We start from the raw sequence: 14,773 nt of genomic DNA, 5'->3' as shown, positions 1-14,773 counted from the left end.
GGTCACACCGGCAAAATCTTGATACCAAAAAGAAACAGGCCTCGAATGAGGCCTGTAAAGTGACTATTTCAACTCTTGTTCAAACAACTTATAGATGCGGCGATACTCGTCCAGCCAGCTCGATGGCTGTCTGAAGCCATGGGGTTCAACCGGGTAGATAGCCGTCTCAAACATCGGCTTTTCCAGCTCTATCAGTCGCTGCACCAGACGGACACTGTCCTGGAAGAACACGTTGTCGTCCATTACCCCGCTCATGATCAGCAGCGGCTTTTGCAAGCCCTCGGCATGATAGATGGGCGAGCTGCGTTCATAGGCGATGTGGTCAACATCCGGGGTGTTGAGTATGTTCGAGGTATAAGGCGCATTATAGTGAGCCCAGTCGGTCACAGGCCGCAGCGCGGCACCGGCCTGGAACAACTCGGGTTGGGTAAACAGTGCCATAAAGGTCAAAAAGCCACCGTAAGAACCACCATAGGTGCCCACCCGCTTGGCATCAACATTGGCATGCTGGCTCATCCATTTGACGCCATCGGCCAAGTCTTCCACTTCCGGATGCCCCATATTACGGTAGATGGCGGTGCGCCAGTCGCGGCCATAGCCTTTGGAGCCGCGATAATCCATGTCCATCACCACATATCCCTGCTGTGCCAGCAGGTTATGGAACATGAACTCGCGGAAATAACCGGAAAAACCATAATGGGCATTCTGCAGATAACCGGCACCATGATTGAAGATCACCGCCGGATATGATTCGGCGCGATCCTTGTCGAAACCTGCCGGCAGATACACCCTGGCATAGACTTCACCTGCGCCATGGCTGGAAGGCACGGCAACCACCTCAGGCGCCTGCCAAGGATAGCTCTTGAAGCTATCGCTGGTGTAATGGGTCAGTTGGGTCAGCTCACCGCCTATGGCTTGAATATAGAGCTCATCCGGCTGGGTCAGGCTGGAGGCGGTCAACAGCAGCGAACGGCCATCCGGGCTCAGGCTGTAGTCGAGCACGCCGTTCCACTGGGTCAGTTGTTCATCCTTGCCGCTACTTATCTCAACCCGATAAACATTGTACTTGCCGGGGTGTTCTTTGTTGGCCTTGTAGTAGATATAACGGTTATCCGGGCTCAGGGTGATGTCACTGACCACGAACTTGCCCGAGGTCAAAGCCCGCGCCTTGCCACCGAGCGGCTTGAGATACAGCTGCGAATAACCACTCTCTTCCGACAGGTAGTAAAGGGTCTCGCTGCCGGGTAACCAACCATACTGATTGTAGTCATAGTTGACCCAGGCATCGTCATGCAGCCTGTGCTCAGTGATTAGCTTGCCCTTGGCCAGATCGACACTGGCCAGCCAACGGTCTTTGTTGTCCACGGCTTCCAGCATTACGGCCAAGCGCTTGCCTGAGTCTTGCCATTGAATGGCGCTCTGACTCCAGCCCCAATCCTGCATCAGTTGGATCTTGCGCGGGACTTTTTCACTTTCGTAGCGCTCCCCCTTCGCCTTGGCGTTTTCGGCCTTGACGCCGGCCAACACATCCTGGTTGTAGCCGAACAAACCTTCGATGGTTATCTCTTTCTTACTCTGCTGCTGCAAGTCCAGCAGTACCAAGCGCTGCCCTGGCGCCTTGTCTTCAGCCACTCTGGCTCGCACGGGTACAGGATCGACATAGCCATCTTTGCCAAGATAGTTGGGCATGATGTCATGCTCGCCACGCCAGTTGTAACTCTTGTCCTGCAAAGCCAGCAGCACATAGCGGCCATCCGGCGACAGGCTCAGTTCCACCAGCTGCTCACTCTCGCCCAGATACCAAGGCTTGGCCGACAGAGTCGGGTCTTCATTCTGTAACTGCTGCTGATATGTCTCCCGAGCCTTGGCGTTTTCCTGCTGTTTGGCCACATAGCGGATCAGCTTGTGTTGCTCCTTGGCGAGATAAGTTTCCGGCTCTTTGGTCTGTGCCGGCTCTTTGGTCATCTTGATATCCGCGAGTTGCTCCACAAGGCCTGAGTCTGCATGCAATCTGAATATCTGCCCCGCCTGCCAATAGGCAAGATCGCCATTCGCTAAAAAACGCAGCCCTTCAACCTTGGTATTTTGCCGGGTCAACTGAGTGATCTCACCGCTATCGAGCGCCTTCACGAACAGGTTTCCCTGATAGATATAAGCCTTGCGGCGTTTATCCGGGCTCAGAACACCGTCTCGTTGTGAGACGGTATGCAGTTCAGACAACGCCAGCTCCTGCGCCTGTTTGTCTGTCACTCCCTGACGATAGTAACTGCGCAGCACAGATGCACTCTGCTGGCGGGCGAACAGCACAGCGTGGCTGTCATCGCTCCAGTAGGCACCTTTGGGGGCGAGTCCCATCCAATCGGGATCCGCCATAATTTGATTCAGAGTTAACGGCTTGTCGGCCACAGGAGGCGCTGCCAAGGGTACTGTTTGGCTGGGGTTGGTGATCTCTTGGGTGGTGAGTTGCGGCTCGGTGGCGGCGCAGCCGCTGAAAACGGCCAGAGTCAAAACACTCAGACCGGCATGACGCATCAGGCTTTTCATCATCCTTCCTTTTTTATAGTTATCTTGGCCGCCGGGAAGCGACATATGACAGAAAACAAGCGATTGCGGCCTGTTATACCATATTTGCCAGAGGATGTTGTTCTGCAAAAGCTGAAAACTTGTAAAGGCTTGTTAAGGATGGAGCCTTGGTACGAATCCGGGACTGACTCACTGCTCCTTAAGCCAGACGCAGGAAATTATTGAGCAGTTCAAGCCCCTGTTGGGTCAGAATGGATTCAGGATGAAACTGCACGCCGTAGAGGCGTTTTTGTGCATGGCTGATGGCCATGATTTCCCGCCCGTGTACCGGGTCATCATACCAGGCATCCAGACTGAAGCCTTCGGGCACGCTGTCAATCAGCAGCGAGTGATAGCGGGTCACGGTCAAGGGGTTGGCCAGACCTTGAAACAGCCCGCGACCATTGTGACTGATTGCCGATGTCTTGCCATGCATCACCCGCTTGGCCCGAACCACCTTGGCACCGAATACCTGAGCCAGCGACTGGTGCCCAAGACAGACACCCAAGATAGGCAACTTACCGGCAAAATATTCGATGGCGGCCAGCGAGATCCCCGCCTGATCCGGGCTACAGGGCCCGGGAGAGATCACCAGATAATCCGGCGCCAGCTCGCGGATCTCATCGAGCCCAATCTCATCGTTGCGCTTGATAACAGGCTGCTGCCCCAACTGCTGAAAATACTGCACCAGATTGAAGGTAAAGGAATCATAGTTGTCGATCATCAGCAGCATATAACGGGAACCGATTGATTTAAGAGATAGGGCTTACAGTGCCGCAAACAAGATACCGCTGTAGGTATTCCATCTTTTTTCAGGCGCCATCTTTTTGCGCACGCTATGTTACGTTTAACGCTGAGCAGGTTCAACCTGGGGATGAACAAGGATAGCTTTATTCGGTCAGCTATTGGTTCATTCAAACGACAAGCTTATTGTATCCTGAATAATAGATGCCTTGGGCCGGTTCTCCTTGATGCCAGTTCAATCCTTACCCTCATACCTGAGTCTGTCGATAACCAACCTGAATGCCGAACTGATATTACGCCGCCCGGAATAACACAGGCAGTATCCTTCAAACGGCGGACACCAATCGGCCAACACCCGCCGAAGGGATCCATTCTCTATCTCTTCCGTCACTTCGGCTTCGGTAACAAAGGCAATGCCGTGCCCGGCCTTGGCCGCTTCAATACACACATCACTCTCACTAAAAATAAAGGGGCCGGATACGTGTTTGACTATCTCTTCGCCCTCTTTTTCAAACTCCCAGTCATAGACGGGTGCATGAGCATGAAACCTCAATACCAGGCAAGCATGCTCGTCCAAGTCATGGGGGTGTTTTGGCACGCCATGGCGTTTGAAGTATTCAGGGGTGGCCACGGCTGCCAATCGCACAGCGGGGCCAATTTTCACGGCAATCATGTCCGGGCCGACAAACTCCCGCAGCCTTACCCCGGCATCGAAACGTTCTTCAGTCAAATCCGTGAGGCGACTTTCCAGATTCAACTCAATCTGCACTTCCGGGTAGTCACGCACTATCTGTGACAACTTGGGCCACAGCAGGGTTCTCAGCGCAGGTTTACTGGTAGCCAGTCTCACCAGCCCTCTAGGGGCATCGCCCAATAGTCGCAACTCTTCAATTCTCGCATTGATCATCCCCAGCCCGGGCTTGAGGGCCGCCAACAATTTTTCACCTGCATCTGTGGTGGACACTTTACGGGAAGTACGATTGAGTAATTTGATACCAACCCCCTCTTCCAGGCGCCTTATTGCATGGCTGACCGCGGATTGGGACAGCTCTAGTCGGGTCGCCGCACGAGTAAAACTGCGCTCTTCAGCGACCGCCATAAATAGAGTTAAATCACTCAATTCTTCCCGCTTCATATTATTCCCCGGCTTGACCTTCAGCTCACCCAATCAATCAAATATTCATAAGAATACTTCGAAAACCAGGCCAATATAACCGAAAAACATCTGTTATTAATGAATTGAGTTCATAGTTTCAATGAATTTAGAGCGCTTGTTACCACAGGCGTCCAGGCCTATTCTGCTGGTCATAAATTCATCCAACAGCGGCTACCAGCGCCAGCTACTCCAGAGGGGAAATTCTCAATCTATGAGCCATTCAGTTACAGATCCGCTTCCAACCACTGAAGATACCGCCTGCTGGAGTGGTGTCTTTGCCATGTCGTTATGTGTCTTCGTCCTAATTGCGTCTGAATTTATGCCGGTCAGCCTGTTGACTCCTATAGCCTCATCCCTGCAGATAACCGAAGGAATGGCCGGCCAAGGGATAGCCATTTCCGGCATATTGGCCGTGGTGACCAGCTTACTTATCCCTGTACTGGCCGGTAAGGTAAACCGTAAAACACTGCTTCTGGGACTGACAGGGCTGATGGGGATTTCCGGCCTCATCATAGGTCTGTCCGATAGCTATGCCAGTTACTTGCTGGGCCGGGCACTGATCGGTGTCGTCATAGGTGGATTCTGGTCCATGTCGGCGGCTATTGCCATGCGCTTGGTACCGAGTGAACAAGTCCCCAAGGCGCTGGCCATCTTCAATGGCGGGAACGCCTTGGCGATGATTTTGGCAGCCCCTCTCGGCGCTTATCTGGGCTCACTGCTTGGTTGGCGTGGCGCCTTTCTCTGTTTATTGCCAATAGCTGTCATCACCCTGATTTGGCAATGGCTTAGCCTGCCGTCCATGCCGGTTAGAAAGCGTTCAGCGAGGATCCGCGGCACTTTTGCGGTACTGGGCTTGTTACGCACTCCAGTAGTACTGGCCGGTATGCTGGCGATTGCCAGTTTGTTTATGGGGCAGTTTACCCTATTCACTTATGTTCGCCCGTTTCTGGAAAGCGTCACACAAGTGGCTGTAGAGCCATTATCCCTGATCCTGTTGCTCATAGGCCTGGCCGGGCTCATAGGTACCAGCCTTATCAATGGGGCTCTGAAACGACAATTTTATCTGACGCTGAAAATCATGCCCTTGTTGATGGCCGTCAGCGCACTCGGTTTGGCGTTCTTTGGCACTCAATTGATCTTGGTGATTGTGTTGTTACTCCTCTGGGGACTTATCGCCACTGCCGCCCCTGTGGGTTGGTGGGCCTGGGTGCCACGGACTATTCCGCAATCGGCCGAAACAGCCGGAGGCCTGATGGTCGCAGTCATTCAGCTCTCTATCGCCTTGGGTTCTACCTTGGGAGGTGTGTTATTCGACATTGGTGGTCACCAACTCTGTTTTGGTATCAGCGCCCTGCTGCTGTTGCTATCCACAGCTTTGGTCGGGGTAACACAAGGCTACGAAAGCCCAAAAAGCCAAAAGGATAGGGTCTGACGATGACATGGACAAAGCCTTTGACCAATACAGCCTGTTTAAAGATAACCAAGGCATTTATGTTTGTCCTGCCTTTCCTTGGAGGACAAATGTCTCTGGCTCAAGACCAGTTACCCAATCAGATTGAGGAGACAAAAATCATGCACAGCATAACTCTGTTACTGGACGGCAAAACCCTGGTCGCGAGCCTGGAAGACAACTCTGCCAGCCGGGATTTTCTTGCCTTATTACCCCTTGAACTTGAACTGAGCGACTATGGCGCCAGTGAGAAAATAGCGGACTTACCCAAAAAGCTCTCCACCTTGGATGTCCCCAGCGGGCATTCGGCCAAAGTTGGCGACCTCACCTATTACGCCCCTTGGGGAAATCTGGCCATTTTCTATCGTGATCACGGCTACGCCCAAGGCTTGATCCCGCTAGGGCGGATAGACACTGGCAAAGAGCTGATGAAATTTTCAGGCAAGCAGGAAATTCGCATAGAAAAATCGGGGCTTATCGAAAGTAAACAGCTCAAGTCTCACTCTAACAAGGAGTAAAGCAATGAAACTCAACTTCATATTCACTTGCACATTATTGCTTATTTCGCTGCCAAATGTAGCAGCGCAGCCAAAGCAAAGTATCTCAGAAGCAGGTTCCCGGCCTTCAATTGCCGGGCCAGAGCAATTTTTCACTGGTGCAGCACGTATCGACCCACTGTTTCCTGCGACCGATGAAATCAATGCATCTGCAGCCTATGTCACCTTTGAGCCTGGTACCCGCACAGCCTGGCATATCCATCCCAAAGGCCAACAAATTATTGTGACTCAGGGCGTAGGCTACACACAGGAATGGGGCAAACCTCGACAACAGATAAAGCCAGGCGATGTGATCTGGTGCCCTGCAGGCATAAAGCACTGGCATGGCGCAGCTCCCGAGACTGCGATGACACATCTTGTGGTCACAGGTCAAGACAATGAAGGCCGTAATGTCAGTTGGCTGGAAAAGGTCAGCGATGAACAGTATCTGGGACAGGATCAAGCAGACAAGACAGGGAAGCGCCCATGAAACCCGGGATTAGTTATTGGCCGCTGATACTGTGTCTTTGCATCCCAATATTTCAGACTGCCGGACAAACACCCCATACGTTCCAATCGAGGACACCCACTATGACAGAACCAGAGCCTTTAACCTCAAGACAGCAAGCGATAGTACCTATTGCGGCTTTTGCCGCCGAAGGTAACTTGGCCAAGCTGGATAGCGCCCTGGAACAGGGACTGGATGCCGGACTCACCATCAACGATACCAAGGAAATACTGGTACAGGTTTATGCCTACGCCGGCTTTCCCCGCAGCCTCAATGCGCTGGGAACTCTTATGTCAGTAGTTGAGACACGCAAGGCTCGCGGCGTGACAGATGAAATTGGCAAGTTGCCCAGTCATCCGCTCCCCAAAGGTGATGCGTTACTCTCAATGGGTACGGCCAACCAGACACAACTGGCTGGAGGCGTTGTCCAAGGCCCTCTGTTTGACTTTGCACCGGCCATTGATGAGTTTCTCAAGACCCATTTATTCGGTGATATTTTCAGCCGCGATAACCTGAGCTGGCATGACAGGGAAATCGCAACGCTGACCATGTTGGCGGTTTTGCCTGGCGCTGAACCCCAACTTCAGGCCCACATAGCCATTGCCATGAATCTGGGACTAACACCTGAGCAACTCACATCTGTGATCACCGGTTTGAAGCAACTGGTGAATCAAGCCAGCGCCGAGCGCGCTCAAACCGCGCTGAACCAGCACCTGGAGCACCAGCCCTACAACCAAGAGTAACACCAGCATGAACAACCTAGACACAGCAAAATCCCCCTCTGAGACGCTCGATAATGGGCGTCGTGAACTATTGAAAATGACAGGAGCCGGTATCGCCATGACCATTGCAACCACCATCCCCACTCCGGCATTGGCCGAGTCTGAATTGAAGCTCAGTGACAGTTGGGACAAGACCTTCAGCAAGAGTGACAAGGTCGAACATCAAAAAGTCACCTTTAAAAATCGCTACGGCATCACCCTGGCCGCCGACTTCTACCTGCCAAAAGCAAGGCAGGGCAAGCTGGCCGCAATCGCAATAAGTGGCCCCTTCGGCGCGGTGAAAGAACAATCATCAGGCCTATACGCCCAAAAGATGGCCGAATACGGCTTTGCCACATTGGCGTTTGACCCCTCCTATACAGGTGAAAGTGGTGGAGAACCCAGGAACGTCGCATCCCCGGATATCAATACCGAAGATTTCAGTGCCGCCGTGGATTTTCTCGGCTTGCAAAGCCAGGTGGATCGCCAACGAATTGGCATTATCGGCATATGTGGCTGGGGAGGCATGGCACTGAACGCTGCCGCAGTGGATCAACGCATCAAGGCCGTGGTAACCAGCACCATGTATGACATGTCCCGGGTCATGTCCAAGGGCTACAACGACAGCATGACTCATGAGCAGCGCAAAGAAATTCTGGGCCAGTTGAGCCAACAGCGCTGGTTGGATGCCGAAAATGGCTCACCCGGCTATGGCCCTATCTCTCTGGAACTTAAGGGAGGTGAACCCCGGTTTGTGCAGGAATACGCCGATTACTACAAGACCTCGCGTGGTTTTCACCCAAGGGCCATCAACTCCAATGCTTCCTGGACCATCACCAACCCTATGTCATTTATGAATCAATCTCTGCTGACTCATATCGCCGAAATCTCTCCCAGGCCCATTTTGTTGATCCACGGTGAGAAGGCACATTCCCGCTATTTCAGTGAAACCGCTTTCGCTGAAGCCGCCTCTCCCAAGGAACTGCTGATTATCGAAGACGCCAACCATGTTGACCTCTATGACCAATTGGAGCGGCTCCCCTTCGATAAGTTGAACGCATTCTTCGGTGAGTATTTATAACTTTCAAGCGGACAGAGGCTCTCCTCTGTCCAGCCTTCATCTTTAATGGAGTTTGTTGATGCACATTTTGTTAATCGGTGCCAATGGCCGTTCGGCTCAAGCCATCTTGCCGCGTTTGTTGGAGATAAAGGAAGTGCAACTGACGCTTTTTCTTCGAAGATCTGAACGACTGCAACACCTTTACAATGACAGAGTTCGGCTGGTAGAGGGGGATGCCAACAAAGTCGATGACCTGGTCTCGGCATTGCCCGGAATCGATCTGGTGATAAACACCATGGGTGGAATGGATTTGGACCGCAAGACCCGAAATCTGGTGCACGCCATGGAAAATGCTCAGGTGCAGCGCCTCGTTGCACTCAATGCCGGCGGTATCTATGAAGAACTTCCTGAACCCTTCAATAGCTGGGACAAGAGTATGGTGGGTTTCACCCGGCCTGTTAACCTCAGAAGTGCCAATGTTATCGAAGCTTCATCACTCGACTACACCATACTACGCCCCGTCTGGTTAACCGATAAACCGATAGAAGAGTTTCAACTTACTCAAAAAGGCGAGTGCTTTCTGGGGACCGAAACTTCCCGCGCCAGCTTGGGTAGATTTATTGCCATTTTGGCCAAGAATCCTAACCTTTATAGCCGCTGTAATCTGGGAATAAGCCAAAGTGGCACAGAGGGGGAGATGCCTGCCGCTTACCGCTGAAAGACATTGGCCGTTCCGCCAAACTTCACCGGCAATCCGCTGCTATCTGGCGCCAAGACTGGTTCAACAACGGGGTTTGAATTAAGCTGATATTTCGAGTGGCTTATAAAAGTGCTTTGCCTATGCCCAATATGACCAGGTTGCTGAATTTTTTGCTGATGCTGGGGTGTGATAGATGTGCTATCAAGACCCGGGAGCGTAAAGTCATTCAGGTCAACTTGGGCGTACTGGTTTCCGTAACAACTATATTGCTGTTTATTTTGGGTTTTTATATCAGCGGTAACCAAGGCTTTATTCTTTCCGGCTTGAATCAGCTGCCCTTTATTGCCCTGCTGCCTCTGGTGTTACTGCTCAACTACAAAGGAAAGTTCTTTGCCGCCAGGTGGTGTTTAATGTTGCTGTTGATGGCCGATGCCGCCACAGCTTTAATGACGGCCCAAGGTACCAGTATCAAAATCCACAGCTATTACCTGCTGTTTGCCATCATGTTGGTTGTACTGTTTGAGATCCGTGAATGGCGTTCCATCCTGATCCTGATGTTAGCCAATCTGGGGTTGTTCAGCTTCTTTGAGCTGCACGGCTGGCCATCCCACCCTGATATCGCCCTGCTTTCTACACACACTCTGGCCATTTTAAAGGCCTTGGTGATCTGCTCATGTATTATCAGCTCCTGCGCCATACTGCTGATCAGCGAAATGTATGCCGAGCGCGCCGAGCTGGTACTGCAACATCAGGCCGACACAGACACCTTGACCGGATTGCTCAACCGCCGCGCATTCATGCGCCAAGTCGCACTGCAAAGAGAGCAGCCGGGCTGCTGGGTACTTGCCCTGTTGGATCTGGATTTCTTCAAGAAGATAAACGATAACTTTGGCCATGATGCCGGCGATGTCGCCCTTATTCATGTCAGTAAGCTGCTCAAGAAAGCGCTCAAGCCTCAGGAGCGACTGGCCAGAATAGGCGGGGAAGAGTTTGCCTTGCTGCTGAGGCTGGATGAACCCGGGACTCAGGCCCTGCAGCAAAGAGGCGAGCAACTCCTTGAGTCCCTCAGACAACAAGGCCTGGAATATCAAAGCCATTACATACAACTGACAGCTTCTGTTGGCCTGGCAACTCTCGATCCTGGAGATAGTGCAAGCGAGGCACTCAAGCAGGCTGACAAGGCTCTGTATCAGGCCAAGATAAATGGTCGTAACCGAGTGGAGCTGGCAGGCGCGGTATTGCAGCCACTGAAAAGAAAAAGCCAGTCATAGTGACTGGCTTTTTGCAATGCTTTAGCTGAAGCGTCAACCCGGCTTTATTTAACCAAAGTCAGGTGGCCACGCCGTTTGGGCTTGTCTGCTGTAGGTTCAGTTTCGGCTTCAGTCCGTGGCTGTTCAACCTCTTCAACCACATTCAGCAGTGATTCTTCACCCTCTTCAAGCAGATAGGCGTCTTCCATATCGAATACTGTGCCGGCACCATTTTCACGGGCATAGATGGCAACAATAGAAGCCATAGGCAGCAGCACTTGCTGTGGCACACCACCGAAACGAGCATTGAACTCGACAAACTCGTTGCCGAGCTGCAGGCCACCGACAGCACTGCCGGCGACATTCAGTACTATTTGACCATCCTTAACATACTGCAGCGGTACCTGAATATCCGGCACAGTGGCATCCACTACCAGATGTGGGGTCAGCTGATTATCCATCAGCCATTCATAGTAAGCTCTAAGCAGATATGGACGACTTGGGGTCAAATCTTTCATCAGATACCCATGCGCATTTCGCGCTCGGCTTCGGTCAGAGAGGCCTTAAAGGACTCACGCTCGAAAATACGGTTCATATAGGCTTTGATGTCTTTACCCGCGCGGTTATCCAGTTCGATACCCAGCACTGGCAGACGCCACAACAAGGGGCCGAGATAACAGTCAGCCAAACCAAACTCTTCACTCATGAAGTAAGGCATTTCGGCAAACACAGGCGCGATAGACAGCAGGCTTTCCTGCAACTCTTTACGGGCCGCATCGGCGCGGTCACCCTTACGGATGCGGTCGACCAGGCAATACCAGTCTGTATCGATGCGATGCATCATCAGACGGCTTTGACCGCGGGAAACTGGGTAAACGGGCATCAGCGGCGGGTGCGGGAAGCGCTCGTCCAGATACTCCATGATAATACGGCTTTCGTACAACACCAGTTCACGGTCTACCAGTGTAGGCACTGAGTTGTAAGGGTTGAGTTCCAGCAGATCCTCTGGCATATCATTGGGATCCACCTGCAACACATCAACAGTTACCCCTTTTTCAGCCAATACGATGCGAACCTGATGGCTATAGAGATCATCGGCACCTGAGAACAGGGTCATGATAGAGCGTTTATTGGCAGCAACAGCCATTGATACCCTCCGGAATTGAAAAAAACAAATGTAAACGAGGGGCAATGCCCCCCGTTTACATTATGCGGATAATATATTCTACCCCTTTCTAAGGGTTAGTGTACATCCTTCCAATATTCTTTCTTGAGCAGGTATGCGATCACGAAGAATATGAACAGGAAGCCGAGTACCCATTTACCCAGGTTTTCGCGCTCCAGTTTAACCGGCTCAGCCGAGTAAACCAGAAAACCGGTAAGGTCGCGAACAACCTGATCGTACTCTTCCGCAGACAGACTGCCACCGCTGACGGTGATGCTGCCATCTTCCTGCTTAACCGGCATACCTTGCAGGCCTTCCAGCACATGCGGCATACCGACTGACGGGAACACTGTGTTGTTCACGCCGAAAGGACGACTTGGGTCTTTGTAGAACCCTTTGAGGTAGGAATATACCCAATCTTCACCACGGACACGGGCTACCAGAGTCAGGTCCGGTGGCGCGGCACCGAACCACTTGGCCGCATCTTTGGTTTCAATCGAGTTTTCCATCAGCTCGCCGATCTTGGCATCTGTGTGGATCAGCTTGCGCATCTCATCGACAGGAATATCCAGATCTTCGGCGACACGTTGGTAACGTTGATATTGAGTGCTGTGACAACCGGCGCAGTTGTTTTGAAACAGCTCCACACCACGACGCAGCGACTCTTTATCGGTCAGATCAATATTGGCATCTTCCAGGTGCACATTGTGACCACTGGCGGCAGACACCATACCAGGCACAAAGGCAACCAAAGCAATCAATAACTTTTTCATTTGAATGTCACCCTTTCTGGTACTGGCTTGGTCTTTTCACTCTTGCTGTAGATGAACAACAGCAGGAAGAAACCGAAGTAAGTGAAAGTAAAGATTCGGGCAACAATGGTCAGCGTTGGTGTCGCAGGTACCGCACCCAGGTAACCCAGGACGATAAAGGACACAGCAAACTGAGCAATGTTCAGCTTGTGAATCATGCTGCGGTAGCGAACCGACTTGACCTTACAGCGATCCAGCCATGGCAGAACAAAGAGTACGGCAATCGCCAGACCCATCATAACGACACCACCCAGCTTGTCCGGTACGGCCCGCAAGATGGCGTAGAACGGAGTGAAGTACCATACAGGTGCAATATGCTCAGGTGTCTTCATTGGGTTAGCAGCTTCGAAGTTAGGCTTCTCGAGGAAGTAACCACCACCTTCAGGCATAAAGAACAGCACGTAGCAGAAGACAATCAGGAAGCCGGCAACGCCCATGATATCTTTTACGGTGAAGTAAGGATGGAATGGGATGCCATCGACAGGCCAGCCATTTTCATCTTTGTTCTTCTTGATTTCGATACCATCCGGGTTATTGGAACCCACTTCATGCAGCGCAATCAGGTGCAGGAATACCAGTACCACAAGTACCAGAGGCAACGCGATAACGTGCAGAGCGAAGAAGCGGTTCAGGGTTGCACCTGAGATCACATAGTCACCGCGGATCCACAGGGTCAAGTCATCACCGATAACCGGAATAGCACCGAACAGTGAGATAATTACCTGGGCGCCCCAGTAGGACATCTGGCCCCACGGCAGCAGATAACCCATAAAGGCTTCGGCCATCAGTACCAGGAAGATCAACATACCGAACAGCCACAGCAGTTCACGAGGCTTCTGGTAAGAACCGTAGAGCAGGCCACGGAACATATGCAGGTAAACCACCACAAAGAAGGCCGAAGCCCCGGTGGAGTGCATGTAACGCAGCAACCAGCCGTACTCGACATCACGCATGATGTATTCGATGGAGGCAAATGCGCCTTCGGCGGTAGGCACATAGTTCATGGTCAGCCAGATACCGGTCAACAGCTGGTTTACCAGAACCAACAGTGCCAGAGAGCCGAAGAAATACCAGAAGTTAAAATTCTTGGGGGTGGCGTACTGACCAACATGGCGGTTATAAGTTGCCGTCATAGGGATACGCGCATCGATCCAGTCAATTATATTCTTAACCATTATGCAGCTCCCTGGTCTACGCCGATGAGCACGTTACCATCATCAATGTATTGATGTGGAGGAATCACCAGGTTCAGTGGAGCAGGTACGCCCTGGAAGACGCGACCAGCCATATCGAACTTGGAACCGTGACATGGACAGAAGAAACCTGAAGTCACACCTTCAACCTGCTCTGAGAAAGAGTCTGGCAGGTAAGTAGGTGAACAACCCAGGTGAGTACAAATACCTACGGCAATAAAGTACTCAGGCTTAATCGAACGTACGCCATTTTGGGCGTAATCAGGCTGCTGTAATTCGTCAGAAGCCGGGTCCCGCAGTCTGTCATCGTGGGTTGGGAGCTCGTTAAGAACTTCCTCAGTACGGCGGACAATCCATACGGGTTTGCCACGCCATTCCACACGGATCAGCTGACCTGGTTCTAGCTTACTGATATTTACTTCTACCGGCGCACCTGCAGCTTTCGCTTTGGCACTCGGATTCCATGACTTTATAAAGGGAACCGCTACAGCGACGGCACCAGCACCGCCCACTACGGCGGTTGCAGCTGTCAGGAATCTGCGACGTCCGGTATCGACTGGCGCATTGCTCATCCACTTATCTCCCAGAGGGTGTTGGAATTTTTGTTTTTCAAGACTTTAGGCCTCTTAGTTCTCACTAAAGGGAAAAGTCGAATTTTGAGGCGGGGCTCATTATAGCGAAAAATTAGAAGCAGATCATAGTCAAAAGACACAAGTTGGTTAGGGAGATTACAGTTTTTTAGCAGATAGGGTTAAAAAAACAGCAGATTTAGGCTGCAAAATCTGAGCATCTCGAGAGTAATTTAACCACAGCTAAAACATAACCAATTGACTATTAACAGTATATTTTGGCTTTACACATTAATGCCAATAATTC

At 51.7% G+C, this 14,773-nt stretch carries 15 protein-coding genes; 7 read left to right on the top strand and 8 right to left on the bottom strand.

The window, feature by feature from the left end; all coding sequences use genetic code 11:
* Positions 1 to 63: 63 nt before the first annotated feature.
* The 3 genes from N512_RS0105725 to N512_RS0105715 form a co-directional block, all read right to left on the bottom strand.
* Positions 64 to 2,544 carry a S9 family peptidase gene (locus N512_RS0105725; protein WP_028779704.1) on the bottom strand — a complete coding sequence of 827 codons (2,481 nt, stop codon included), beginning with the start codon at positions 2,542 to 2,544 and terminating at the stop codon, positions 64 to 66.
* Between the two features lie 178 nt (positions 2,545 to 2,722).
* On the bottom strand, positions 2,723 to 3,295 hold the full coding sequence (locus N512_RS0105720; RefSeq protein ID WP_025889168.1) for an aminodeoxychorismate/anthranilate synthase component II: 573 nt from the start codon (positions 3,293 to 3,295) through the stop codon (positions 2,723 to 2,725).
* A 246-nt stretch (positions 3,296 to 3,541) separates the two neighbouring features.
* Positions 3,542 to 4,441, bottom strand: a complete 900-nt coding sequence (locus tag N512_RS0105715) for a LysR family transcriptional regulator (protein ID WP_025011314.1) — start codon at positions 4,439 to 4,441, stop codon at positions 3,542 to 3,544.
* 232 nt (positions 4,442 to 4,673) lie between these two features.
* Between N512_RS0105715 and N512_RS0105710 the strand changes: the two genes are divergently transcribed.
* From N512_RS0105710 to N512_RS23705, 7 genes are all read left to right on the top strand, one after another.
* The gene (locus N512_RS0105710) at positions 4,674 to 5,894 is read left to right on the top strand and encodes an MFS transporter (RefSeq protein WP_051472678.1); all 1,221 of its coding nucleotides are present in this window, start codon (positions 4,674 to 4,676) and stop codon (positions 5,892 to 5,894) included.
* A 140-nt stretch (positions 5,895 to 6,034) separates the two neighbouring features.
* Positions 6,035 to 6,430, top strand: a complete 396-nt coding sequence (locus tag N512_RS22355) for a cyclophilin-like fold protein (protein WP_051472680.1) — start codon at positions 6,035 to 6,037, stop codon at positions 6,428 to 6,430.
* A 4-nt stretch (positions 6,431 to 6,434) separates the two neighbouring features.
* Positions 6,435 to 6,938 (top strand): (R)-mandelonitrile lyase, encoded by a 504-nt coding sequence (locus N512_RS0105700; RefSeq protein ID WP_028779702.1) that lies wholly within the window; start codon positions 6,435 to 6,437, stop codon positions 6,936 to 6,938.
* Positions 6,939 to 7,039: 101 nt separating this feature from the next.
* Positions 7,040 to 7,699 (top strand): carboxymuconolactone decarboxylase family protein, encoded by a 660-nt coding sequence (locus N512_RS0105695; RefSeq protein WP_028779701.1) that lies wholly within the window; start codon positions 7,040 to 7,042, stop codon positions 7,697 to 7,699.
* Positions 7,700 to 7,706: 7 nt separating this feature from the next.
* Entirely contained in the window at positions 7,707 to 8,798 is a 1,092-nt protein-coding gene (locus N512_RS0105690; protein WP_028779700.1) for an alpha/beta hydrolase, read from the top strand.
* Positions 8,799 to 8,856: 58 nt separating this feature from the next.
* Positions 8,857 to 9,495 carry an NAD(P)H-binding protein gene (locus N512_RS0105685; RefSeq protein WP_037474272.1) on the top strand — a complete coding sequence of 213 codons (639 nt, stop codon included), beginning with the start codon at positions 8,857 to 8,859 and terminating at the stop codon, positions 9,493 to 9,495.
* 122 nt (positions 9,496 to 9,617) lie between these two features.
* Entirely contained in the window at positions 9,618 to 10,748 is a 1,131-nt protein-coding gene (locus tag N512_RS23705) for a GGDEF domain-containing protein (protein ID WP_051472677.1), read from the top strand.
* 44 nt (positions 10,749 to 10,792) lie between these two features.
* Here the strand turns inward: N512_RS23705 and N512_RS0105675 are convergent, their stop codons facing one another.
* The 5 genes from N512_RS0105675 to petA all read right to left on the bottom strand — a co-directional run bounded on the left by N512_RS0105675 (position 10,793) and on the right by petA (position 14,469).
* The gene (locus N512_RS0105675; protein WP_025011320.1) at positions 10,793 to 11,245 is read right to left on the bottom strand and encodes a ClpXP protease specificity-enhancing factor; all 453 of its coding nucleotides are present in this window, start codon (positions 11,243 to 11,245) and stop codon (positions 10,793 to 10,795) included.
* Positions 11,245 to 11,874 carry a stringent starvation protein SspA gene (sspA, locus tag N512_RS0105670; protein WP_025011321.1) on the bottom strand — a complete coding sequence of 210 codons (630 nt, stop codon included), beginning with the start codon at positions 11,872 to 11,874 and terminating at the stop codon, positions 11,245 to 11,247. Before sspA ends, N512_RS0105675 begins: the two co-directional genes overlap by 1 nt.
* A 95-nt stretch (positions 11,875 to 11,969) precedes the next feature.
* Entirely contained in the window at positions 11,970 to 12,665 is a 696-nt protein-coding gene (locus tag N512_RS0105665; RefSeq protein ID WP_025011322.1) for a cytochrome c1, read from the bottom strand.
* Positions 12,662 to 13,879: a cytochrome b gene (locus N512_RS0105660; RefSeq protein ID WP_025011323.1), complete on the bottom strand. Its 1,218-nt coding sequence runs from the start codon at positions 13,877 to 13,879 to the stop codon at positions 12,662 to 12,664. Before N512_RS0105660 ends, N512_RS0105665 begins: the two co-directional genes overlap by 4 nt.
* The gene (petA, locus tag N512_RS0105655; protein ID WP_025011324.1) at positions 13,879 to 14,469 is read right to left on the bottom strand and encodes a ubiquinol-cytochrome c reductase iron-sulfur subunit; all 591 of its coding nucleotides are present in this window, start codon (positions 14,467 to 14,469) and stop codon (positions 13,879 to 13,881) included. Before petA ends, N512_RS0105660 begins: the two co-directional genes overlap by 1 nt.
* Between the last annotated feature and the right edge of the window lie 304 nt (positions 14,470 to 14,773).

Origin of the sequence: Shewanella sp. 38A_GOM-205m (assembly GCF_000518445.1) — a bacterium.
GTDB classification, from domain to species: domain Bacteria; phylum Pseudomonadota; class Gammaproteobacteria; order Enterobacterales; family Shewanellaceae; genus Shewanella; species Shewanella algae.
This window is presented reverse-complemented; position numbering and strand designations above follow the sequence as displayed.

Coding starts and splice junctions, on each gene's coding strand:
- N512_RS0105725 (WP_028779704.1), bottom strand. CDS start 2,544: ATGAAAAGCCTGATGCGTCATGCCGGTCTGAGTGTTTTGACTCTGGCC.
- N512_RS0105720 (WP_025889168.1), bottom strand. CDS start 3,295: ATGCTGCTGATGATCGACAACTATGATTCCTTTACCTTCAATCTGGTG.
- N512_RS0105715 (WP_025011314.1), bottom strand. CDS start 4,441: ATGAAGCGGGAAGAATTGAGTGATTTAACTCTATTTATGGCGGTCGCT.
- N512_RS0105710 (WP_051472678.1), top strand. CDS start 4,674: ATGAGCCATTCAGTTACAGATCCGCTTCCAACCACTGAAGATACCGCC.
- N512_RS22355 (WP_051472680.1), top strand. CDS start 6,035: ATGCACAGCATAACTCTGTTACTGGACGGCAAAACCCTGGTCGCGAGC.
- N512_RS0105700 (WP_028779702.1), top strand. CDS start 6,435: ATGAAACTCAACTTCATATTCACTTGCACATTATTGCTTATTTCGCTG.
- N512_RS0105695 (WP_028779701.1), top strand. CDS start 7,040: ATGACAGAACCAGAGCCTTTAACCTCAAGACAGCAAGCGATAGTACCT.
- N512_RS0105690 (WP_028779700.1), top strand. CDS start 7,707: ATGAACAACCTAGACACAGCAAAATCCCCCTCTGAGACGCTCGATAAT.
- N512_RS0105685 (WP_037474272.1), top strand. CDS start 8,857: ATGCACATTTTGTTAATCGGTGCCAATGGCCGTTCGGCTCAAGCCATC.
- N512_RS23705 (WP_051472677.1), top strand. CDS start 9,618: ATGCCCAATATGACCAGGTTGCTGAATTTTTTGCTGATGCTGGGGTGT.
- N512_RS0105675 (WP_025011320.1), bottom strand. CDS start 11,245: ATGAAAGATTTGACCCCAAGTCGTCCATATCTGCTTAGAGCTTACTAT.
- sspA (WP_025011321.1), bottom strand. CDS start 11,874: ATGGCTGTTGCTGCCAATAAACGCTCTATCATGACCCTGTTCTCAGGT.
- N512_RS0105665 (WP_025011322.1), bottom strand. CDS start 12,665: ATGAAAAAGTTATTGATTGCTTTGGTTGCCTTTGTGCCTGGTATGGTG.
- N512_RS0105660 (WP_025011323.1), bottom strand. CDS start 13,879: ATGGTTAAGAATATAATTGACTGGATCGATGCGCGTATCCCTATGACG.
- petA (WP_025011324.1), bottom strand. CDS start 14,469: ATGAGCAATGCGCCAGTCGATACCGGACGTCGCAGATTCCTGACAGCT.